The 22,737-nt window shown below is 62.6% G+C and carries 17 protein-coding genes; 8 read left to right on the top strand and 9 right to left on the bottom strand.

Annotated elements, in window-relative coordinates; genetic code table 11:
- Window positions 1-64: 64 nt before the first annotated feature.
- Window positions 65-784, bottom strand: a complete 720-nt coding sequence (gene phbB / locus JYP46_RS13905; RefSeq protein WP_113153293.1) for an acetoacetyl-CoA reductase — start codon at window positions 782-784, stop codon at window positions 65-67.
- Window positions 785-890: 106 nt separating this feature from the next.
- Window positions 891-2,075, bottom strand: coding sequence for an acetyl-CoA C-acetyltransferase (locus JYP46_RS13910; RefSeq protein WP_113153294.1), 1,185 nt, complete (start codon window positions 2,073-2,075; stop codon window positions 891-893).
- 382 nt (window positions 2,076-2,457) lie between these two features.
- Here JYP46_RS13910 and phaR point away from each other — a divergent pair, with 382 nt between their 5' ends.
- Together phaR and JYP46_RS13920 are read left to right on the top strand one after the other, a co-directional pair.
- Window positions 2,458-3,069, top strand: a complete 612-nt coding sequence (gene phaR / locus JYP46_RS13915) for a polyhydroxyalkanoate synthesis repressor PhaR (RefSeq protein ID WP_113153295.1) — start codon at window positions 2,458-2,460, stop codon at window positions 3,067-3,069.
- 42 nt (window positions 3,070-3,111) lie between these two features.
- Entirely contained in the window at window positions 3,112-3,534 is a 423-nt protein-coding gene (locus JYP46_RS13920; protein ID WP_206546102.1) for an ACT domain-containing protein, read from the top strand.
- 57 nt (window positions 3,535-3,591) lie between these two features.
- Here the strand turns inward: JYP46_RS13920 and rpmF are convergent, their stop codons facing one another.
- Both rpmF and mtgA read right to left on the bottom strand, forming a co-directional pair.
- Window positions 3,592-3,774, bottom strand: coding sequence for a 50S ribosomal protein L32 (gene rpmF / locus JYP46_RS13925; protein ID WP_007007560.1), 183 nt, complete (start codon window positions 3,772-3,774; stop codon window positions 3,592-3,594).
- Window positions 3,775-3,927: 153 nt separating this feature from the next.
- Complete coding sequence (mtgA, locus tag JYP46_RS13930; RefSeq protein ID WP_206548417.1) at window positions 3,928-4,704, bottom strand: monofunctional biosynthetic peptidoglycan transglycosylase; 777 nt, start codon at window positions 4,702-4,704, stop codon at window positions 3,928-3,930.
- Window positions 4,705-4,833: 129 nt separating this feature from the next.
- On the opposite strand from mtgA, the gene JYP46_RS13935 reads away from it, so the two are divergent.
- A complete protein-coding gene (locus JYP46_RS13935) occupies window positions 4,834-5,754 on the top strand; it encodes a polyprenyl synthetase family protein (protein WP_390906827.1) in 921 nt (306 codons plus the stop codon).
- Window positions 5,755-6,025: 271 nt separating this feature from the next.
- Complete coding sequence (locus tag JYP46_RS13940; RefSeq protein ID WP_222474123.1) at window positions 6,026-8,500, top strand: hybrid sensor histidine kinase/response regulator; 2,475 nt, start codon at window positions 6,026-6,028, stop codon at window positions 8,498-8,500.
- Window positions 8,501-8,566: 66 nt separating this feature from the next.
- Here the strand turns inward: JYP46_RS13940 and ispG are convergent, their stop codons facing one another.
- Window positions 8,567-9,814, bottom strand: a complete 1,248-nt coding sequence (gene ispG / locus JYP46_RS13945; protein ID WP_206546234.1) for a flavodoxin-dependent (E)-4-hydroxy-3-methylbut-2-enyl-diphosphate synthase — start codon at window positions 9,812-9,814, stop codon at window positions 8,567-8,569.
- A gap of 198 nt (window positions 9,815-10,012) precedes the next feature.
- Here ispG and JYP46_RS13950 point away from each other — a divergent pair, with 198 nt between their 5' ends.
- The gene (locus tag JYP46_RS13950) at window positions 10,013-10,810 is read left to right on the top strand and encodes a 3-hydroxybutyrate dehydrogenase (RefSeq protein WP_206548418.1); all 798 of its coding nucleotides are present in this window, start codon (window positions 10,013-10,015) and stop codon (window positions 10,808-10,810) included.
- 14 nt (window positions 10,811-10,824) lie between these two features.
- On the opposite strand, the gene JYP46_RS13955 is transcribed toward JYP46_RS13950, so the two are convergent.
- Window positions 10,825-11,442: a TetR/AcrR family transcriptional regulator gene (locus tag JYP46_RS13955; RefSeq protein WP_113153300.1), complete on the bottom strand. Its 618-nt coding sequence runs from the start codon at window positions 11,440-11,442 to the stop codon at window positions 10,825-10,827.
- Between the two features lie 299 nt (window positions 11,443-11,741).
- Here JYP46_RS13955 and JYP46_RS13960 point away from each other — a divergent pair, with 299 nt between their 5' ends.
- The 3 genes from JYP46_RS13960 to JYP46_RS13970 all read left to right on the top strand — a co-directional run bounded on the left by JYP46_RS13960 (window position 11,742) and on the right by JYP46_RS13970 (window position 16,450).
- A complete protein-coding gene (locus JYP46_RS13960; RefSeq protein WP_206548419.1) occupies window positions 11,742-12,881 on the top strand; it encodes an efflux RND transporter periplasmic adaptor subunit in 1,140 nt (379 codons plus the stop codon).
- A gap of 115 nt (window positions 12,882-12,996) precedes the next feature.
- Complete coding sequence (locus JYP46_RS13965) at window positions 12,997-16,158, top strand: efflux RND transporter permease subunit (RefSeq protein WP_206548420.1); 3,162 nt, start codon at window positions 12,997-12,999, stop codon at window positions 16,156-16,158.
- 133 nt (window positions 16,159-16,291) lie between these two features.
- Entirely contained in the window at window positions 16,292-16,450 is a 159-nt protein-coding gene (locus JYP46_RS13970) for a DUF3309 family protein (RefSeq protein WP_206548421.1), read from the top strand.
- An 11-nt stretch (window positions 16,451-16,461) separates the two neighbouring features.
- Here the strand turns inward: JYP46_RS13970 and JYP46_RS13975 are convergent, their stop codons facing one another.
- The 3 genes from JYP46_RS13975 to JYP46_RS13985 form a co-directional block, all read right to left on the bottom strand.
- Window positions 16,462-17,628: an MFS transporter gene (locus JYP46_RS13975; RefSeq protein ID WP_206548422.1), complete on the bottom strand. Its 1,167-nt coding sequence runs from the start codon at window positions 17,626-17,628 to the stop codon at window positions 16,462-16,464.
- Between the two features lie 125 nt (window positions 17,629-17,753).
- Entirely contained in the window at window positions 17,754-21,221 is a 3,468-nt protein-coding gene (gene pyc, locus JYP46_RS13980) for a pyruvate carboxylase (protein WP_206548423.1), read from the bottom strand.
- 262 nt (window positions 21,222-21,483) lie between these two features.
- A complete protein-coding gene (locus JYP46_RS13985; RefSeq protein ID WP_113153306.1) occupies window positions 21,484-22,584 on the bottom strand; it encodes a branched-chain amino acid ABC transporter substrate-binding protein in 1,101 nt (366 codons plus the stop codon).
- Window positions 22,585-22,737 lie beyond the last annotated feature (153 nt).

A 22,737-nucleotide genomic window follows, 5' to 3' on the forward strand; every position in this document is an offset into this window, starting at 1 on the left:
AAACAGGGCGCTGCGGTTTACCCACAGCGCCCCGAAAAATGAATGCACAGGACGTGCCTTTTCGTCAGATGAAGTACTGACCGCCATTGACAGTGAGCGTGGAGCCCGTGACGAAGCCCGCATCGTCGGAGGCCAGGAACAGCACGGACCGCGCGATTTCAGACGCCTCGCCGAGACGCCCCACCGGGATCTGCGAAATGATCTTCTCGCGCACCACTTCCGGCACCGCCATCACCATGTCGGTGGCGATGTAGCCGGGGCAGACCGCATTGACCGTCACGTTGAAGCGCGCGCCTTCCTGCGCCAGCGCCTTGGTGAAGCCAATCTCTCCCGCCTTGGCGGCGGAATAGTTGGTCTGGCCCATCTGGCCCTTCTGACCATTGATGGACGAAATGCTGATGATGCGGCCGAACTTGCGCGAGCGCATGCCGGCGAAGACCTGATGGGTCATGTTGAAGACGCCATTCAGGTTCACATCCACCACGGCACGCCAGTCTTCTGGCGTCATCTTGTGAAACATCACGTCCCGCGTGATGCCGGCATTGTTGACCAGAACATCGACCGGCCCGAGATCGGCCTCGACCCGGCCCACGCCGTCCGCACAGGCGTCGTAATCGGCAATCGACCATTTGTAGGAGGCTATGCCCGTTTCTTCGGTAAAGCGCGCGGCAGCCTCATCGTTGCCCGCATAATTGGCCGCGACCTGATAGCCCGCCTCTTTCAGAGCCATCGCTATCGCCGCGCCGATGCCGCGTGTTCCACCCGTAACAAGTGCCGTTTTCATGCAGTTCGTCTCCCTCAGGTGAGTGTTCCCCGCCGCCTTCGCCCTGTTGAGACCGGGCGATAATCCGGCTGGCGCACGGCACAAACGCCGCGCGCCAGCTCAAAGCCTACAACGCTTCCACGCACATGGCGACGCCCATGCCGCCACCGATGCAAAGCGTGGCCAGTCCCTTCTTCGCGCCACGGCGGCGCATCTCGAAGGCCAGCGTGTTGAAAATGCGGGTACCCGAAGCGCCAATCGGATGGCCGATCGCGATGGCGCCGCCATTCACGTTCACGATATCCGGGTTCCAGCCCATGTCCCTGTTGACCGCACAGGCCTGTGCGGCGAAGGCTTCGTTGGCCTCGACCAGATCGAGATCCTCGGCCTTCCAGCCGGCTTTCTCCAGCGCGCGGCGCGATGCCGGGATCGGCCCCGTGCCCATGATTGCCGGATCGACGCCAGCCGTCGCCCAGGAAGCGATCCGCACCAGCGGCGTCAGACCACGGCGCTGCGCCTCGCTCTCGCGCATCAGCACCACGGCGGCCGCACCGTCATTGATGCCCGACGCATTGGCGGCCGTGACCGTGCCCTCCTTGTCGAAGGCCGGGCGCAGCTTCTGCATGCCCTCGATGGTCGCGCCATGGCGGATGTACTCATCGTCCGAGACCACGGTTTCGCCCTTGCGGCTCTTCACGGTGACCGGGACGATTTCATCCTTGAAGCGCCCGGCCTTCTGGGCGGCCTCGGCCTTGTTCTGCGAAGCGAGCGCAAAAGCGTCCTGCTCGTCACGGGTGATCTGGAACTTGCGGGCAACGTTTTCTGCGGTGATGCCCATGTGGTAGCCGTTAAAGGCATCCCACAGACCATCGCGGATCATCGTGTCGATCATGGCATAATCGCCCATCTTCACGCCGGCGCGCAGATAGGCGCAATGGGTGGAGAGCGTCATGGATTCCTGACCGCCGGCAACAATGATGTCGGCATCGCCGCAGGCGATCTGCTGCATGCCGATGGCGATGGTGCGCAGGCCCGAACCGCAGACCTGGTTGAGCCCCCAGGCGGTGGCTTCTTCCGGCAGACCGGCGGCGACGGCCGCCTGGCGCGCGGGGTTCTGCCCCTGGCCGGCCGTGAGCACCTGACCGAGAATCACCTCGTTCACCTCTTCCGGCGCGACGCCGGCGCGCGAAAGCGCCTCGCGAATGGCGGTTGCACCAAGCTCATGCGCTGGCACGGTGGCGAAGGAACCGTTGAACGAGCCGACCGGGGTGCGGGCGGCGCTGGCAACGACAATGGCTTCGGCTGACGACATGAAAGGCTCTCCCTTGGAAAATTGCATACACGTGCAAATGTGCAGCCCTTGTGACGGACTGCTCTCATTCACATTTGTTGCGGCTAATCAGGGGCGAGTCAAACGGTTGTGTGCAGCGCAACAAAGCTTGCGCACCGCCGAACAGGAGCGCCGCGCTCTTCGCCACTGCGAAAAGCGCTTTCATTCAATGGGATTTTGCGCATATCCTGACACCGGCAAATGCAGGGGGTGCGCGCCGACGGCCCCGGCAACGGGGCGGTGGAACGGCGCAGTGGCGTCTTGCAAAGCCCTCAGTCCTTGAATCCAAGGCATCGAAAACCGGACGACGCAGGAGACGTCCGGGCGCGATGCCACAGACAACCGTGCTACGGGGAGGTCAGTAATGCCAGCCAAGGACGACCCGATCGTCATCAAGAAATACGCCAATCGCCGCCTCTACAACACGGGCACCAGCACCTATGTGACCCTGGAAGACCTGGCCGAGATGGTAAAGCGCGACGAGAATTTCGTCGTGCAGGACGCCAAATCCGGCGAAGACATCACCCATGCGGTCCTGACCCAGATCATTTTCGAGCTGGAGAACGACCGCAACGGGCAGAACATGCTGCCGATCTCGTTTCTGCGTCAGCTCATCGCCTTTTACGGCGACCAGATGCAGATGGTCGTGCCGAGCTTCCTCGAACAATCCATGATGGCCTTCTCCAAGGAGCAGGAACGCATGCGCGAGCAGATGGACAAAGCGTTCGGCGGATCATCCATGGACATGATGGGCATGTCGGCCCCGATGAAGATGGTCGAGGAGCAGACCCGCCGCAACATCGAGATGTTCCAGAACGCCATGCGCATGTTCGCGCCCACGCCCCCTGCCCCAAATCAGGGCGCAGCGCGCGAAGACAATGCCGGCGAAGAGGCACCGCGCTCCGATGATCTGAAGGAGTTACGTGAGCAGATCGCCGACATGCAGCGCAAGATCAACTCCCTGGGCGGTTCCTGACCGCCCTTCCCCGGAGCGAACACAGACTGAAGCGCCAGAGACATGCCCCGGACCGTTCGTGATACGCAGGCCATGCTGGCAGGAATGACGCCCGTTCTTACGACGGGCGTTTTCGTTTTCTGCTGCGTGGAGCGGGACCGCGCCGCAACGCTTTATGCGGAAGCGGAAGGTGTTTTTCAGGAAGAGGAAGGCACGACGCTCGTGCTGCCGCTGGCGCGCGCAGAAACGCTTGGTTTCGACACGCAGATGCCGATGCGCCGAATCGTTCTTGAAGTCTATTCCGCGCTCGACGGCGTGGGCCTGACCGCCGGTGTGGCGACGGCGCTGGCGGATGAAGCCATCCCCTGCAACGTGGTCGCCGCCTACCATCACGATCACGTCTTCGTGCCGGAAGAGATGGCCGAGAAGGCGCTTTCGATCCTGCAGGCGCTGCAGCGACGGGCAAAAGCCGGAAAAGACATCTGAAACAAAAAAAGACCGGTCAGTGACCGGTCTTTTTTGCATCCAGAGGAGGAAAGGCGCTTATGCGTCCTTCGGCTCCAGAACCTGGCGACCGCGGTACATGCCGGTCTTCAGGTCGATGTGATGGGGACGACGCAGTTCGCCCGAATTCTTGTCTTCGACATAGGTCGGCGCCTTGATGGCGTCGGCCGAGCGGCGCATGCCGCGCTTCGAAGGCGTCGTTTTCCTTTTTGGTACAGCCATGGTCCTGCTCCGCTAATCGGTCAAAGGCCGTTGCGGCCCCTTCAATCCAGAGGCCCAGCATTTCGGCCGGGAATTGGAAGTCGGCGTGCCTATACACGTCCAAAGAGGTTTTGGCCAGTGGGGCGCATCGCTTTTTTCAACGAAAGCGCATGATCAGGGCTTCAAACACCCCACATAACCGCCGGCCTTGCGCGCACGCTGTTCAATCTTCGCGGCAAGCCGGTTCAACCCGCTTGAGGGTTTGGCCGGATTGCGCTCCAGCGGATTGGGCAGCGTGACCGCCAGAAGCGCCGCCTGCCGGCGCGAAAGCTGCGATGCCGGGCGACCGAAATAATGCTGCGCAGCGGCTTCAGCGCCGTAGATGTTCGGCCCCCATTCAACGATGTTGAGATAGATCTCCATGATCCGCCGTTTCGGCAGAACCAGATCCAGATAGATCGCCAGCGGCAGTTCCAGCCCCTTGCGCACGAAGGAGCGGCCCTGCCAGAGATAGAGGTTCTTCACCGTCTGCATGGGGATGGTGGATGCGCCCCGCGTCTTCTCGCCCGAAAGCGCATCGTTGATGACGAGGTTGAGCGCAGCCCAGTCGATGCCATCATGGGCGCAGAACTGACCGTCTTCCGACATCATCACCGAATGCGGGACCAGATCCCCCATTTCTTCGAGAGACTTCCAGTCGCGGTCATAGCCGGTGAAGGTGACCAGATCGCGCATCATCAATGTCGATATGGGGTGTACCACCGGCACACGATAGAGAAGCGTCAGAAGCGCGGGAATGAGCGCCAGCACCACAAGAACGAGCAGAACACGCCGGGCAAACCAACCAAGCCACGCCCGACCGCCTGCGCGCCGCCCGGCCGCCTTGCGACCGCGACGCCCGCCACGCCTGTTCGTCGTCCTTTTCTCCGGGTCGACTGTGGGGCCGCTCAAACCTGTTTTTCCCTCAGTGTGACGTTACGCCTCAAAACCAGCCTTTCGCATAGCCGCCAGGGGCTTTCGGCGCAATGGCGCAAACAAACGGACTTGACCCGGACGCCCTTTGACGGCATCGCTCCCGGCATGGACGAGACGATGACACTGCCGTTTGAAGTGAAACTTGCCGCTGGCGCGGATATGGTGGAAGGCGAACTGCGCCGACTGCTCGACACGCGACCGCTGGAAGGCGAACTTTACCGCCCCGACCGCCTTTTGAAAGCCATGCGCCATGGCGTTCTGAATGGCGGCAAACGGCTGCGGCCGTTCCTCGTGCTCGAGACGGCAGCGCTGTTTGAGGCGACGGACGACACGGCTGCGCTGCGCGTTGCGGCAGCGCTCGAGTGCATCCACTGCTATTCTCTGGTCCATGACGATTTGCCGGCAATGGACGATGACGACCTGCGCCGCGGCAAGCCGACCGTTCACCGCGCGTTTGACGAGGCAGCAGCCATTCTCGCCGGCGACAGTCTCCTGACCTATGCGTTCGACATTGTGAGCGCGCCTGAAACGGCGCTGCCCGCTGAAGCCAAGATCACGCTGGTCAACAGGCTCGCCCGCGCTTCGGGCATGGGCGGCATGGCCGGTGGTCAGGCGCTGGATCTGGCCGCAGAGGGCAGCAGCCTCAGCGAAGACGAAATTCTGCGGCTTCAGGCGATGAAGACGGGCGCGCTGATCCGCTTTGCCTGCGAGGCGGGCGCCGTGATCGGCAGCGCACAGGACGCGGACATCGAACGCCTCGGCGAATTCGGCGCGGCCATCGGGCTCGCCTTCCAGCTTGCCGACGATCTGCTCGACCTGACGGCCAGCAGCGAAGCGATGGGCAAGGCAACCGGCAAGGACGCCGCCGCCGGCAAGGCGACGCTTGCGAGCCTTCACGGGATCGACTGGACACGCCAGCAGCTCAGGGGGCTTGTTGCCCAGGCCGAGGATATTCTGGAGCCTTTCGGCGAACGCGCAGACACGCTGAAACAGGCCGCGCGTTTCGTCGCCGAACGCCAGAGCTAAACCAGGTTCAACCCGTTTTTTCTTTTTTACGCCCGCGCGCTCCGCGCCGGGTTGTGCTCTTTTGCGCGCATTTCTTGGCTCAGGCACATCTTAACCGGAGACAAGAGACCACGCATTGCCGGGCCTGAACTGCATCTTTTCTTTCTAAACACGCTTCTCTTTGCTTGTGTTGAGCATCAGCAGAATGAAAAACACATCTTTTTAGCGTTAATCGGGCATTAATCCAGATGCTCAATTCTTACGGGAATTGGGGGGCGTCTTGGGAAGAGTAATGCCTACAGTAGCTACACAGCAGTATATGCGTGCGCGCCTCATTGTCGTGCTGGTGGGGTTTGTGATGGCAGTCATGGCCGGAACGGGGATCCTGCTATGGCAAACGCAGGCCACGAAGAACCAGGTGCGTTTCAGTGCATTCATCAGCCACATGGCCGATGTGACCAATGACGTGATCCACAATGCGCTGCGCCTCGAACAGGCAGAGCTTCGCCCGCAGAACAGCGCCCAGGCGGACCTCACCCATGACGAACTGGAATACGCGCTCGATCAGCTCAGCGACGCCTATGAGGCGCTGGACTTCGCCATCAGCGGCGAAGTGACTACGATGGAGAGCCAGCGCCTGACCTATCGGCAGGTCGGCGGAACAACAGTGGCGCCGGTGCTGCAGACCGGATCGCTCGCCACCGACATTACCGGCCACGCGGTGCCGGAAACCGTCAGGCGCATCTGGCTTGGCGAAGATGGCGACAAGGCGCTGCGCACACAGATCCGCGATGTCATCTCGCAGGCAAACCGGCTGGAAGTCTTCAACGACTATCAGAACGCCACCGCCCAGCGCGTGTTCAGGGAGCTGCAGGCGCTCGCCAACACACAGGTGCGCCCGGAGCTGAAACGCATCTCCGACATGCTCAACGCGCAGATGATCGAAAGCCACGGGACGCTGCAGCTGGGCCTGATCGGCGTCGCCATCGCGATGATCGCAGCGAGCCTTCTTCTGGCGATGCGCATCTTCGTGCCGATGATGTATCGCATTTCGCGTGCGCATCAGGAGCTGCACAGCGCCAATATCTCGCTGGCGGCGGAGAAGATCAAAGCGCAGTCCGCAGACCGCACCAAGTCTGAATTCCTGGCCAATATGAGCCATGAAATCCGCACGCCGATGAATGGCGTTATGGGCATGGCCGAACTGCTCGCGCGCACCGAACTGGACAAGCGGCAGAGCATGTTCGTCGACGTGATCGTCAAGTCGGGCACGGCGCTGCTGACCATCATCAATGACATTCTCGACTTCTCCAAGATCGACGCCGGCCAGCTCCAGCTCGATGAGTCGTCCTTCCGGTTGGGCGAAGCCATTGAGGACGTGGCGGCGCTCGTGTCCTCGCAGGTATCGGAGAAGGATCTGGAACTGATCGTGCGCGTGGACCCGGAGCTGCCGAGCTCCTTCATGGGCGATGCGGGGCGTTTCCGGCAGGTCGTGACCAATCTCGTCGGCAATGCGGTGAAGTTCACCGAGCGCGGCCATGTTCTGATCGACGTTTCCGGGCGCATCGAGGGCGACATCACGAAAGTGTCCGTGCGCGTCGAGGACACCGGCATCGGCATTCCGCAGGACAAGCTCGATGCGGTTTTTGAGAAATTCGCGCAGGTGGACACCTCCTCCACCCGCCGCCATGAGGGAACAGGCCTCGGACTGGCCATCGCCACGCGCCTTGTCGAACTGATGGGCGGCGCAATGACGGCCACCAGCGAAGTGGGCAAGGGCTCGGTGTTCTCCTTCGTCGTGCCACTGACCGTCGACCGCACGGAAGCCCCGCAGGCGACCGCGCCGGTGGACGTTTCGGGTGCGCGCGTCTTTGTCATCGACGACAACCCGATCAACCGCGAGATCCTGCAGGAACAGCTGAAGAGCTGGGACTTTGAGTGCGCCGCAGCCGAGAGCGGCGCGGTGGGCTTGGCCTTCCTGCAGCATTCCGCCAAGCTCGACGCCCGCGTCGACTGCGTGATCCTCGATTACCAGATGCCCGACATGAACGGCGCGGATGTCGCCAAGATGATCAAGGCGGACCCGGCGCTTGCGGACATTCCGCTGGTGCTTCTGACGTCGGTCGACCAGAACGATACGGCGCGGCTGGTGAATGAGTGCGGGATCGCCGCGCATCTGAACAAACCCACCCGCTCCTCCATGCTGCTGGAAACGCTCGTCTCGGTGATGCAACGCAGCCGTGCGGCAAAGGCGAGCCCGGCGGAACCGGCTGCACCCGAACCGGAAGTCAGGGTTCCGGCCAAGCCGATCCAGATCCACGCCTCCTCGCCCATCGAACGCGGGCTCTCAAGCTCACGCAGCGCGAATGGCGCGCTGGATGTGCTGGTGGCGGAGGACAATGAGGTCAACCAGCTGGTGTTCAGCCAGGTTCTGGACGGGCTCGGCCTAAAGTACCGGATTGCCGGCAATGGCAAGACGGCCGCCGAGATGCACCGCGCGCTGAAGCCTTCCATCATTCTGATGGATGTCTCCATGCCCGAGATGAACGGCTACGAAGCCACGGCCGCGATCCGCGAGCTGGAAGCCATCACCGGCGACCGTACGCCGATCATCGGCATCACGGCACATGCGCTCAAGGGCGACCGGGAGAAGTGCCTCGAAGCCGGCATGGACGATTATCTGCCCAAACCGATCTCCCCGCAGAAACTGGCGGACAAGATCACCCACTGGCGCAGTTGCGAGCAGAAGCTGGCTGCAACGGCCTGAGGGCAGGCCGAAAAGCAAAGGGCGCACCCGGTACGGCGTGCGCCCTCAAGATGTTCTTTGATGGGGTTATTCGGCGTCGTTGCGCGCGCCGAAACGCTGCTCGATATAGGCCCCGACCATCTGCTCGAATTCCTCGGCGATGGCTTCGCCGCGCAGCGTTGCAGCCTTCTTGCCGTCGATGAAGACGGGGGCAGCCGGCGTTTCACCGGTTCCCGGCAGCGAAATGCCGATATCGGCATGTTTGGATTCGCCCGGCCCGTTGACGATGCAGCCCATGACCGCAACCTTGAGCGCTTCCACGCCCGGATATTTCTTGCGCCAGACCGGCATGTTCTTGCGCAGATCGCCCTCGATCTTCTGGGCGAGCTCCTGGAACACGGTCGACGTGGTGCGGCCGCAGCCGGGACATGCGGCAACCACCGGCAGAAACTGGCGGAAGCCCATGGTCTGCAGAAGCTCCTGCGCCACCTGCACCTCGCGGGTGCGGTCGCCGCCGGGCTCCGGCGTGAGCGAAATGCGGATCGTGTCGCCAATGCCCTGCTGAAGCAGAATGCCCATGGCGGCAGACGAGGCGACGATGCCCTTGGTGCCCATGCCCGCCTCGGTGAGGCCGAGATGCAGCGCATGGTTGGAACGGCGGGCCAGCTCCGTGTAGACGGCGATCAGGTCCTGCACCTGGCTGACCTTTGCCGACAGGATGATGCGGTCGCGGCCAAGCCCGATCTCTTCCGCCAGCTCGGCGGAAAGCAGCGCCGACTGCACGATGGCCTCGCGCGTCACCTCCTGCGCCGTCATCGGCGCACCGCGCTCCTGGTTCTCATCCATCAGGCGCGTGAGCAGCTCCTGATCGAGCGAACCCCAGTTGACGCCAATGCGCACCGGTTTGTCGTATTTGATCGCCATTTCGATGATGGCGGCGAACTGCCGGTCCTTCTTGTCCTTGAAGCCGACATTGCCCGGATTGATGCGATATTTCGCAAGCGCTTCCGCGCAGGACGGGTGATCGGCAAGAAGCTTGTGGCCGATGTAATGGAAATCACCGACGATCGGCACGAAAATGCCGACGCGCTCAAGCCGCTCGCGGATGCGCGGAACGGCGGCGGCCGCCTCGTCGCGGTCAACCGTTATGCGCACCATTTCGGAGCCCGCGCGATGAAGCGCGGCCACCTGCGCGACCGTGCGATCCACGTCGGCAGTGTCCGTGTTGGTCATGGACTGCACGACCACCGGCGCATCACCACCGACGATCACATTGCCCACAGCAACGCCAACCGCATCACGCCGCGGAAAGGGCGAAGAAAAATAGCCGCTCATAGATTTGCTGGCCGTGAATGTTCCGGTCATGGGGGAACTGTCCCGTTTTCAGCCGTGTCGCGCTTGAGGTGGCCGACAGCGGCCGGAATGTCAATGGCGCGAACGCCCATTTGCAGCGATCAGCCTGCTTGACAGCACCGGCGCCCATCGCTTTGCTGCGTCGCAACATAACGTCTTGCGATACAAAGGGCCACCTCCATGAACAGCGCATCGAACCAAAAGAACCGGACAGCCGTCATTACGGGCTCCACTTCCGGTATCGGGCTGGGCGTGGCCGAGGCTCTTGCCGCAGACGGCTGCAACATCGTGCTCAACTCTTTTTCCGACACGCCGGAAGACCATGCGGCTGCCGGGAAACTGGCCGCCAAACACGGTGTCGAGGCCGTCTATATCAGCGCCGACATGTCGAAGCCTGAGGCCTGCCGCGCGCTCGTGGAACAGGCGGTAGAGCGTTTCGGCCGCATTGATGTGCTGGTCAACAATGCCGGCATTCAGCACGTGGCGCCGGTCGAGGATTTCCCGATTGAGAAGTGGAACGCCATTCTGGCGATCAATCTTTCGTCATCCTTTCACACCATCGCCGCCGCAACGCCACACATGAAAGCCGCCGGCAAGGGCCGCATCGTCAACATCGCCTCGGCGCACGGCCTGCGCGCCTCACCGTTCAAGTCGGCCTATGTGGCCGCCAAGCACGGCGTTGTCGGCCTGACCAAGACGGTTGCGCTGGAACTGGCCGAGACGGGCATCACCTGTAACGCCATCTGTCCGGGCTATGTGCTGACACCGCTCGTCGAGGCGCAGATCCCCGATCAGATGAAGGTGCACGGCATGGACCGCGATACGGTGGTGCGCGAAGTGATGCTCGCCAAACAGCCGACACGTGAGTTCGTCACCGTTGAGGAGCTGGGCGCGTTCGTGGTGTTTCTTGCGTCCGATAATGCAAGCCAGATGACCGGCTCCGCCCTGCCCATGGATGGCGGCTGGACGGCGCAGTAACCCGAGCTCTTTCGTCAGATGCGCGCTTCCGGGCGCGCTGCCAGAAGGGAAATCTCCATCACCCGTACAAGCCGGCGCGCACCGTCAATCGCCGGCTTGCCGCAGATGCCGCGCACCCGCATGCCGTCAAGGCCATCGAGCAGGATATCGGCCAGCCCGCGCGCAGAAAGGCCAAGCGCCTCCAGATCCGCTTTGGAGCGCTCCGCCTCCTCGGCCACCGCAGCCTCGACAATGCCACTCAGCCTTTCACGCCATTCGGCGATGATGTCTGCGGCAAGCTTGTTCTCGATATCCAGAATTTCCTGACCGTGCGCCGACTGGTCGACCATCTCGATCAGGCCGAAAAGGGCGCGCTCGAGCGACGCCATGATCCGCTCGCCGAAAGTGCCCTCTTCCTTCAGCCCGGCACGCGCGCCCTCAAGCGACTGCTCGAGAATGCAGACGCCGATGGCCCGGAAGATATCCGCCTTGTTGCGGAAGAGAAGATAAAGCGCCGGGCGCGAAACCTCTGCCGAACGGGCGATGTCATCCATGGTCGTCCGCGCAAAACCATAGGCGAGAAAGACCTTCATGGCGCCATTGAGGATGCGCTCTCGCTTGGGGTCTTCCGTGCATCCGGCGATCAGATTCATTGCCTGCGCTCTCTCATTTTTCTTTCACTGTTGACATAATTACGAATTTTGTCAACATGTCCCAATTGGTGCGCACCCAGCTCGCCAGAGCTGTCGTGCGCGCGTGCTTTTCGGCTCCAGACCGACGTTCGTTGATGTCAGGAGCAATAGCCGTTTGGCTTTTGTAAAGCCCGTGCGTGCGATATAGGAGCGTGCTTTTGCCGCAAGGAACTGCCTTTGTGAATTGACCTCTGCGCGGATCGTCTCACTATCGCGCCAGTCCTTCATCGACGGGCCGGCTTACCGCATCGGAAAACAACATGCCGAAGTTCAGGTTGCATAAGATTGCCGCGATTGCCGTTCTGGTCGCGACGACAGCATGGGTCGCCACAGGCAAATTCTCGTCGGTCGGCAGCGCAAGCGAAGAAGCACAGACGGTTGCCGAGAGGCCCGAAAACAAACCGGCGGAAGCCCAGGTTGTTATCGTTGCGTCCGCACCGCAGGTCGATCATTCGCGCACCATCCGCATTTCGGGACGGACTGCGGCGGACAAGCGTTCCGAGCTTGCCCTGAGGGCGAGCGGCATTGTTGCCGAACTGCCGGTTTCCAAGGGTGACCTGCTTTCCACCGGCGACCTGATCCTGCGGCTTGAGAGCGAGGGCAAGGAATCGGCGGTTGAGTCAGCGCGCCAGGTTCTGGCGCAGCGCGAGGCTGAAGCCGAAGCCGCAGACCGGCTCGCCAAATCCGGCAATCTGGCCCGCCTTCAGCTTGATGGCGCACGCTCTGCTCTGGCCACGGCGCGCTCACAGCTTGAAGCGGCAGAAGCCGACCTTGCCCGCATCACCGTAAGCGCCCCCTTTGCCGGCATCATCGACAGGGTCGATGTGGAGCTCGGCGCATCGGTTCAGCAGGGGCAGGAGATTGCAACGCTGATCAAGCTCGATCCGGTGATCGCGGTCGGCGAGGTGAGCGAAAACAATCTGGGTTCGGTGGACGTGGGCGATGCAGCCGATGTGCGGCTGGTCAACGGCTCCACGGTCAAGGGAACGGTTCGTTTTGTCAGCCGCGAGGCATCGCAGCAGACCCGCACCTTCCGCGTGGAAGTGGCGATCCCGAACCCCGACAGGAAAATTCCCGCCGGCATGACGGCCGAGATCAGCATTCACGCCGAGCCGGTGCAGGCTGTTGCGCTGCCGCGTTCGGTGGTGACACTGAACCGGCACGGGGAGCTGGGCGTGCGCGCCGTCGATGGGGACAGCAAGGTCATCTTCTATCCCATCGACCTGCTGGACGACACGCCGCGCGCGCTCTTCCTCGCCGGCATTCCCGCCGACGCCAACATCATCGTGTCCGGACAGGATCTGGTGACGGAAGGCGATATCGTGAAGCCCGAGCCGGCGGACAAGAAGCTTATCGAGCAATGGGCGGACGTCCTCGCTTCCGAGATGACCGGCCGTTAGGGCAGCCCCGATGGCGGAGGCAATCTCCGCCCGAGACTGCAGGAACAACAAGACCGGGGGCACCCACGCCGCAGATTGATGGCTGCGCTCCGACGGGACAAGACAGGACTGCCCGATGGACATCGTCCGCATTGCAATACAAAACGCCAGGCTGACCTTATCGATCCTGCTTTTCTTCGTGATCGCCGGCGCGCTTGCCTATGTCAGCATCCCGAAGGAAGCGGAGCCTGACGTTCCGATCCCGATCATCTATGTCAGCCTCGGCTATCAGGGCATTTCGCCGGAGGATTCCGAGCGCCTGCTGCTGCGCCCCATCGAAACGCGGCTGAAAAGCCTTGAAGGCGTGAAGGAGATGCGCTCCTCCGCCTTCCAGAGCGGCGGCTTCGTGCTGGTCGAGTTTCAGGCGGGCTACGACTTCTCCAACGCCATCGAGGACGTGCGGGCCAAGGTTGCCGATGCGCGGCGCGAGCTGCCGCAGGGCGCTGACGAACCATCCGTCCACGAGGTCAACATTTCGGAATTCCCGATCCTCGTCGTGACGCTGGCCGGCAATGTGCCGGAGCGCGTTCTCTCTACGGCCGCCCGCGAACTGCGTGACCAGATCGAGGAAATTCCAGGCGTTCTGGAAGGCACGCTGCAGGGCTCGCGCGACGAGCTGGTGGAGGTGCTCATCGATCCAATGAAGCTCTCTTCCTACAATCTTCAGCTCGACCAGATGATCGCCGGTGTCGGCGCGTCCAACAGCCTTGTTGCCGCCGGCTCGCTGGAAGGTCAGGCCGGGCGCTACGCCGTGAAAGTGCCTTCGCTGATCGAAACAGTGGAAGACGTGGCCAATCTGCCCATCGTCTCGAGCCCTGACGCGGTGGTGCGCGCCCGTGATCTGGCGGACATTCGCTCCACCTTCAAGGATGCGAGCACCATCACCCGTCTCAATGGCCAGAACGCCATCGCCATCGAGGTCAAGAAGCGCGTCGGCGCAAATCTGGTGGAGACCGTGGACGCGGTGAAGGCCATCGCCACGACGTTCCAGGAAGGCAGCGACGCCAACATCACCGTGTCTTACAGCCAGGACAAATCGGTGATGATCCGCGACATGCTGAAAGACCTGCAGAACCACGTGCTGATCGCCGTGATCCTGGTCTTCATCGTCGTTCTCTACACGCTGTCGGGGCGGGCCTCGCTGCTGATTGGCCTCGCCGTTCCCGCGTCCTTCCTGATGGGCATCTACGCGCTTTCTCTTGGCGGTTTCACCGTCAACATGGTGGTGCTGTTCAGCCTCATTCTGGCCGTGGGCATGCTGGTGGACGACGCTATTATCGTGACCGAATTCGCAGAGCGGCGCATGTCGGAAGGCATGGACAAGGCGCAGGCCTTCGAGCTGGCCGCCAAGCGCATGGCCGGCCCGGTGATCGCCGCCACCATGACCCGCATCGCCGCCTTCTCGCCGCTTCTGTTCTGGCCGGGCATTGTCGGCGAGTTCATGAAATATCTGCCGATCACGCTGATCGTGACGCTGAGCGCTTCGATGATCTATGCGCTGATCTTCACGCCCACGCTCGGCGCGCTCTTCGCCAAGGCGCATGTCGAGGAAGAGGAGAAGCCGGACGGCTGGTATATGGGTCTCGTCAAGCAGGCGGTGCGCTTTCCCAAAACCGTTCTGCTTCTCACCATCGCGCTGCTTGGCGGCATCATTCACTTCTATGGCGAATACGGTGCGGGCATTGAATTCTTCCCCTCCGTCGAACCCGAATACGGCCTGATGTATGTCCACGCGCGGGGCAACATTTCGCTTGAAGAAATGGACCGCCTGACAAGGCCGGCTGAAGAAAAACTGCTCAACTGGCCCGGCATCGAATCCGTCTACACGCGCGTCGGCAAGACACAGGGTGGCGGGCAGGATATCGATGAGGATGTCATCAGTGTCATCCAGTACGAGTTCATCGACTGGCGCGAGCGTGCACCGGCAAGCGAGATTCTCGACGATCTGCGCAAGGAGCTTGCCGGCACGCCGGGCGTCGAGATCGAGGTTCGCGTGCCCGATGCCGGTCCGCCCACCGGACAGCCGATCCAGATCCGCCTTTCGGCTGCCGATCCGGCGCCCCTGAACGATCAGGCTGCGGAAATCGCGCAGGCCATCGCAAAGGTGCCGGGTGTGATCGACATTTCCGACGGCCTGCCCCCGCCCGGCATCGACTGGGCGATCAAGGTGGACCGGGCGAAGGCCGCGCAATATGGCATCAGCCCGGTCTCGGTGGGCACGGTCGTGCAGCTCGTGACCAATGGTCTGAAGCTTTCGGAATACCGCCCTGCCGGCGTCGATGACGCGGTCGACATTCGCCTGCGGCTGCCGGAAGACCGGCGCACGCTTTCGACGCTCGACCAGCTGCGCGTGCAGACGGCGCAGGGGCCGGTGCCGATTTCCAACTTCGTGACCCGCGAGCCGGAGCGCGCCACCGGCACGCTCAACCGCATCGACGGCCAGCGCACCATCGTGATCAGCGCCAATGTGGCGAGCGGCTATCAGGTTGCTGCCGTGCAGGCGGAGGTGATCAACGCCCTGAGCGACATGGATCTGGGCGAGAGCCGCTGGAAGCTTGCCGGTTCAAACGAAGAAAGCGAAGAGGCAAGCGCCTTCCTCATGAAGGCGTTCGGCGCGGCGATCTTCCTGATCTTCGTGGTGCTGCTTGCCCAGTTCAACAAGTTCACCAGTGTTTTCCTGGTGCTGATGACCGTGGTGATGGCGACCATCGGCGTGTTCCTTGGCCTGCTCATCACCGGGCAGCCATTCGGCATCGTCATGTCGGGCATCGGCGTCATCGCGCTGGCCGGCGTCGTGGTGAACAACAACATCGTTCTGATCGACACCTATGACCGGTTGCGGCGCGAGGGCTGGAAGAAGCAGGAAGCCATTCTGCAGACCTGCCGCGAACGTGCGCGCCCGGTGATGCTGACAGCCATCTCCGCCGTTCTGGGCGTTCTGCCCATCGCCTTCGGGCTTGGGCTTGAGCTGTTCCATCAGGAGGTGACCATCGGCGCGCCCTCGACGCAGTGGTGGGTCTCGCTGTCGAGCGCGATTGTCTTCGGCCTGACCTTTGCAACGGCGCTCACGCTGATCGTCACGCCCTCGGCGCTGATGGTGTTCACGCGCGAAACGCTGCCTGCAGGCCATCAGCGCCGGGGCCTCTTTGCACGTCTCTTCCGCCGCCGGAAGAACGAGGAGCACGACCCCGCAAACACCGACATGCCCGAAGAGACATTTACGAAAGCCGCCGAATAGGCAGCATTCAGGGCAGACAAACAGACGGGCCGCCATGCACTGAACCGCATGGCGGCCCGTTTGCATTTTCAGGGAACCAGCACGCGCCAAATGCGTTGAATTGCACGGTTTTCAAGAATGCGAGGAGAACATCATGTCGCTTGGGACAATCCTCATTGTCATCCTGATTCTGATCCTGCTGGGGGCCATCCCGGCCTGGCCCTATTCACGCGGCTGGGGTTATGGCCCATCCGGCATGCTCGGCCTTCTCCTCGTGATCGTGCTCATCCTGATGTTGATGGGCAGTATCTAGGGTCAGGATTTTCAGGTGTGCGCCGCGATGGTGTCTGCCGAGCGAACGAGCCCCGCCATGGAAAGGACAAGGGCCAGCAGAACCGAAAAGGCGAGGAAGATGGGCGCAAAACCGGTGCGCTCGGCGATGAAGCCGACAAGCGATGGCGCAACCAGCATTCCCGAGTAGCCGATCGTGGTGGCCACGCTCATCCCCGCGCCGGGCGAGAGCCCCGGCTGATTGCCGGCGGCGGAAAAGACAATCGGCACCATGTTGGCGATGCCCATGCCGCTCAGCGCGAAGGCGATGATGGCGAGAGACGGCGTGGGCGCAAGCCCCGCCCCCAGCATTCCGATGGTCGCCACGATGCCCGAATAACGCAGCGTGCGCACTGCACCGAAACGGTTGCGCAACCGGTCGCCGGCAAAGCGCATCACCGCCATGGTTCCCGAAAAAGCCGTGAAGGCGAGGCTTGCCTCGGCAATGCCGGCGCCCATTTCCTGCCGCAGATAGAGGGCCGCCCAGTCGAGCACCGCGCCTTCCGGCAGCATGCAGGTGAGCGCCACCAGGCCCGTCACATAGACCATGGGGTTGCGCGGGAAACCTGCCCGCGCGCCACCGGCCTGCCCTGCCACCGGACGCGCCTCGACGATCAGAAACGGCAGCATGGCGAGCGCGATCACGAAGGCAAACGCCACGACCATGCCCGCATGCGCCATGTAGCCATAGCGCTCCAGAAGCACGCCGCCGAGGCCTGCGCCGACGAAGCCGCCAAGGCTCCAGAACCCATGCGAAGACGACATGACCGCGCGGCCGAGCGAGCGCTCCACCGCCACAGCATTGGCGTTCATGGAAATGTCCATCGCCCCCAGAAACGCGCCAAAGAACAAAAGGGCCGCCACCATCTGCCAGATCTGCGTGGCAGCCACGAGGCCCGCAAAGGAAAGCGCGCAGACGACGGCGGCAACGCGCAGCACCCGGCGCGAGCCAAGGCGGCCGATCAGATAGCCGCACAGGGGCATGACCGACACCGCGCCACAGCCGAAAACGAGGATCAAAAGGCCAAGCGCCGTTTCACTCAGCTCGAAGCGGGAGGCGACAACGGGGATCTGCGGCGCCCAGCTGCCGACCATGAACCCATTGACGAAGAAACAGGCCGCCACGGCCCAGCGCCCGAGGGACGCATTCTGGAAAGACATAACGGGCTCCAAAAGGAAACGGCGCGACAGGAATGAATGCCCTGACCGCGCCGCAGTTAAATCGGTTTAAGAGAGCCCGTCAATCCTCAGGCCCATCAATCCTGAGACCCGGGCAATCCATTGGCTCAGTCGCCATCGCCAAACACGACGAGAAGATCCTTCGCGTCGATCTGGTCGCCCGCCTTGACCAGGACTTCGGCAATCGTGCCATCGCGTTCGGCGTGCAGGGCCGTCTCCATCTTCATGGCCTCGATGGACAGGATCACATCGCCGGACTTCACGGTCTGGCCGGGGCTGACCGCCAGCGTGGAAACCACACCCGGCATGGGAGCGCCCATATGCGCCTCGTTTCCGGCCTCGGCCTTGCGCCGGGCGGCGGCAGCGGATGCGCCATGCGCACGGTCCGGCACCTTGACGCGGCGTGGCTGGCCGTTGAGTTCGAAGAACACTGTGACCATGCCCTTCTCGTCCACGTCGCCCACCGCAAGACAGCGGATGACCAGCGTTTTGCCGCGCTCGATATCGACGAAGATCTCGTCCTCCGGCTGCATGCCGTAGAAATAGACCGGCGTGGGCAGGACGCTTACCGGACCGTAGTTTTCCGATGCGGAGGCGAAGTCCGTGAAGACCTTCGGATACATGAGCCAGGAAGAGAATTCGAACTCGCTGACCTCGCGGCCGAGCTTCTCTTCGAGCGCCCTGCGATCCTGCTCCAGATCGGCCGGCTCCAGCAGAGAGCCCGGACGAACGGTGATCGGCTCGCTGTTCTTCAGCACCTTTTTCTGCAACGCCCGGGGCCAGCCCGCCGGCGGCTGACCGAGATCGCCATGCAGCATGGAGACGACCGAATCCGGGAAGGCGATATCCTTGTCCGGGCTCTGGACATCAGCGACCGTCAGATCCTGCGAAACCATCATCAGCGCCATGTCGCCCACCACCTTGGAAGATGGCGTCACCTTCACGATGTCACCGAACATCATGTTGACGTCGTGATAGGCGCGGGCGACTTCGTGCCAGCGGGTCTCAAGGCCGAGCGACCGGGCCTGCTCCTTCAGATTGGTGAACTGGCCACCCGGCATTTCGTGCAGATAGACCTCGGAAGCCGGCCCCTTGAGATCGCTCTCAAAGGCGGCGTACTGGTTGCGCACGGCCTCCCAGTAGAAGGAGATGCGGCGCACCCATTCGCGGTCGAGCCCGGTGTCGCGGGCGTCGCCCTTGAGCGCCTCGACGATGGAGCCAAGGCAGGGCTGCGAGGTGTTGCCGGACAAGGCGTCCATGGCCGCATCGACGGCATCAACGCCGCTTTCCACCGCGGCAAGGACGGTGGCGGCGGAAATGCCCGACGTGTCATGCGTGTGGAAGTGCAGCGGCAGATCCGTCGCCTCGCGCAGCGCCTTGAACAGAACGCGCGCCGCGCCTGGCTTCAGGAGGCCGGCCATGTCCTTGATGGCGATGATGTTCGCGCCGGCAGCCTCAAGCTCGCCTGCAAGACCCACGTAATATTTGAGGTCATACTTGGCGCGGTCGGGATCAAGGAGATCGCCCGTATAGCAGATCGTGGCCTCACACAGCTTGCCTTCGGAACGCACGGCATCCATCGCCACGCGCATGTTTTCGACCCAGTTGAGGCAGTCGAACACGCGGAAGAGATCGATGCCGCCTTCCGCCGCCTGTTTGACGAAATGCTGCACCACATTGTCGGGATAGTTGGTGTAGCCAACACCGTTCGCCCCGCGCAGGAGCATCTGTAAGAGCAGGTTCGGCGCGCCCTCGCGGATGCGCGACAGGCGCTCCCACGGGTCTTCCGTCAGGAAGCGCATGGAGACATCGAAAGTCGCCCCGCCCCAGCACTCCAGCGACAGAAGCTCGGGCAGCGCACGCGCATAGACGCCTGCGATCCGCGCCATGTCGAAGGTGCGCATGCGTGTGGCGAGCAGAGACTGGTGCGCATCGCGCATGGTGGTGTCGGTGACAAGCACCCGCTCCTGTTCGCGCATCCACTTTGCAAAGCCATCCGGCCCCAGCCGGTCGAATGCCTGCCTGGAGCCGTCCGGCACGGGCTGGTCGACATAGGGGACGCTGGGCGCCGCAGCCTCTGCATTGGGCAATGCGCGGCCCCGCGCCTCGGGGTGACCGTTGACGGTGACATCGGCCAGATAGTTCAGGAGCTTTGTCGCGCGGTCCTGCCGCTTCATCTGGGTGAAGAGCTCGGGCGTCTCGTCGATGAAGCGGGTCGTGTAGGAAGCGTCGCGGAATTTCGGGTGGCTGATGATCGCTTCAAGGAAGGTGAGGTTCGTGGCCACGCCACGGATGCGGAACTCACGTAACGCGCGGTCCATGCGCGCAATCGCTTCTTCCGGCGTCGGGGCCCAGGCAGTGACCTTTTCAAGAAGCGGATCGTAGAACCGGGTGATGACCGCGCCCGAATAAGCGGTGCCGCCATCGAGCCGGATGCCGAAGCCGGTCGCGCCGCGATAGGCGGTGATGCGGCCGTAATCGGGAATGAAGTTCTGCTCCGGGTCTTCGGTGGTGATGCGGCACTGCAGGGCGTCGCCATTGAGGCGGATATCAGCCTGTGCCGGCACACCCGACGCCTTGTCGCCGATCTTCTTGCCTTCGAGGATGTGGATCTGCGCCTTGACGATATCGACGCCGGTCACCTCCTCGGTGACCGTGTGCTCGACCTGAATGCGCGGATTGACCTCAATGAAGTAGAACGCGCCGGTGTCGGCATCCATGAGGAACTCGACGGTGCCCGCGCCGATATAGTCGGTCGCCTCGGCGATCTTCAGCGCGTAACCGCACAGCTCGGCGCGCTTCTCATCGTTCAGATAGGGAGCGGGAGCGCGCTCGACGACCTTCTGGTTGCGGCGCTGAATGGAGCAGTCACGCTCGAACAGGTGCACGGCGTTGCCGTGGGTGTCGCCCAGAACCTGCACTTCCACATGGCGGGCGCGCTCGACCAGCTTTTCGAGATAGACCTCGTCCTTGCCGAAGGCGGCGCGGGCCTCGCGCTTTGCCTCGGTGACCTCGTTTTCGAGATCGTCGCGGCTGCGGATGACGCGCATGCCGCGCCCGCCACCGCCCCAGGATGCCTTGAGCATGACCGGGAAGCCGACCTCTTCAGCCATCTCGGCGACTTTGGCCATGTCATCCGGCAGGGGCTCGGTGGCCGGCACAACCGGCACACCGACCTCGATGGCCAGATTGCGCGCGGCGACCTTGTTGCCCAGGCGGCGCATGGTCTCGGGCTTCGGGCCGATGAAAGTGATGCCGTTTTCCGCACAGGCATCGGCGAATTCGGGACTTTCCGACAGAAGGCCGTAGCCCGGGTGGATGGCGTCCGCGCCGGACAGTTTGGCGACGCGGATCACCTCATCGATGGAAAGATAGCTCTCGATGGGGCCGAGATCACGCTCCAGATGCGGGCCGCGCCCGACCTGATAGGATTCATCCGCCTTGAACCGGTGCAGTGAATATTTGTCCTCTTCGGCCCAGATGGCCACCGTTCGGATGTCGAGTTCATTGGCTGCGCGAAAGACGCGGATGGCGATTTCAGAACGGTTTGCGACGAGGATCTTCTTAATCTGCACTGGCAACGGCTCCAGGGTGGGGAGAGGGAGTGCGGGATTGCCTGACGCGAGCCTCCCCTCCCGCGCCAAAAAGACGCGGTATGATTAGCGTGGACAATGCTGCAGTGCAAACTTTCTTGACGCTGGGAGAGCTGTGCAGGTGCGAAAGCACCATATGGCGCGTCCGATCCCGGCCAGCTGCGGGCTTGTCTCATCGCCCCTGAAACGAAAAACGGCCCGGCATTGCTGCCGGACCGCTCAAACCTCTCGTCAAGCCAGAAGCTTACTGCTCGAGGTAATCGTACTTGCCGCCCTTCCACTCGTAGAAGACGTAACCCGGCAGCGTGACATCGCCCTTGTCGTCGAAGGACAGGTCACCCAGAACGGTGGCGAAGTCGCCTTCGTTGAGTGCGGCCACAACCGGATCGTAATCGGTGGAACCGGCTGCCTCTACGGCTGCCTTCCATGCCTGGATCGCGGCATAGGTGTAGAGCGCGTAGCCTTCAGCCGTCTTGCCGGCGGCAAGCAGCTTGTCAACGACCGGCTTGGCGATCTCGTTCTTGCGCGGATCGGGCGAGAAGGTCATCAGCGTGCCCTCGCCGGCATCGCCGGTGATGGCCCAGTACTCGTCGGTGACGAGCGCGTCACCGGAAACGAGAACCGTGTCCATGCCCTGCTCGCGCATCTGGCGGGCCATGAGGCCGGCTTCGGTGTGGTAGCCGCCCACATAGAGAACGCCAACGCCTTCCTGCTTCAGCTTGGAGACGAGCGCCGTGTAGTCCTTTTCACCGGCGGTGTAGGCTTCGTACAGAGCCGGCTTGCCGCCTGCTGCCTCGTAGGCCGCCATGGTGGCGTCTGCGAGACCCTTGCCGTAAGCGGTCTTGTCGTGGACGAAGGCTACCTTCTTGTCGCCGAAGTTCTCTACGAGGAACTTGCCGGCAACATCGCCCTGCTGGTCATCGCGGCCGCAAACGCGGTAGACGCCCGGACCCGGACGGTTGTCGGTGAAGGCCGGGTTGGTGGAGGCCGGCGAAATCTGAATGATGCCTTCCTCGGCATAGACCGACGAAGCCGGGATCGAGGAACCCGAGCAGAAGTGGCCGGCCACGAAGGATACGCCGGAACCGGCGAACTGGTTGGCGACCGCGACAGCCTGCTTGGGATCGCAGGCGTCATCGCCCACTTCCAGCTTCAGCATTTCGCCATTGACGCCACCGGCCTCATTGATGTCGGCCACGGCCTGCTCAGCGCCAGCCTTCATCTGCTCACCGAAGGAGGCGTACTGGCCCGTCATCGGGCCTGCAACGGCGATGGTGATGTCCGCCCATGCGGAACCCGTCATCATCAGGCTGAGTGCTGCGCCAGCCATAAGTGCCTTTTTCATGACTTCTCCCTTTAAAACACCAGAAGTTCCCTTGGCTTTCCGGAAATGGTGTTTGGCTTCCCGGTTTTGCCTATGCGGACCATTGTGCCCGCTTAAACGGCATGAAAACCCAATTCCAAAGAGAAATAAAGGCTTCATGCCGCTTAACCATGA

Source organism: Nitratireductor aquimarinus (assembly GCF_017255295.1).
Lineage (GTDB): Bacteria > Pseudomonadota > Alphaproteobacteria > Rhizobiales > Rhizobiaceae > Nitratireductor > Nitratireductor aquimarinus.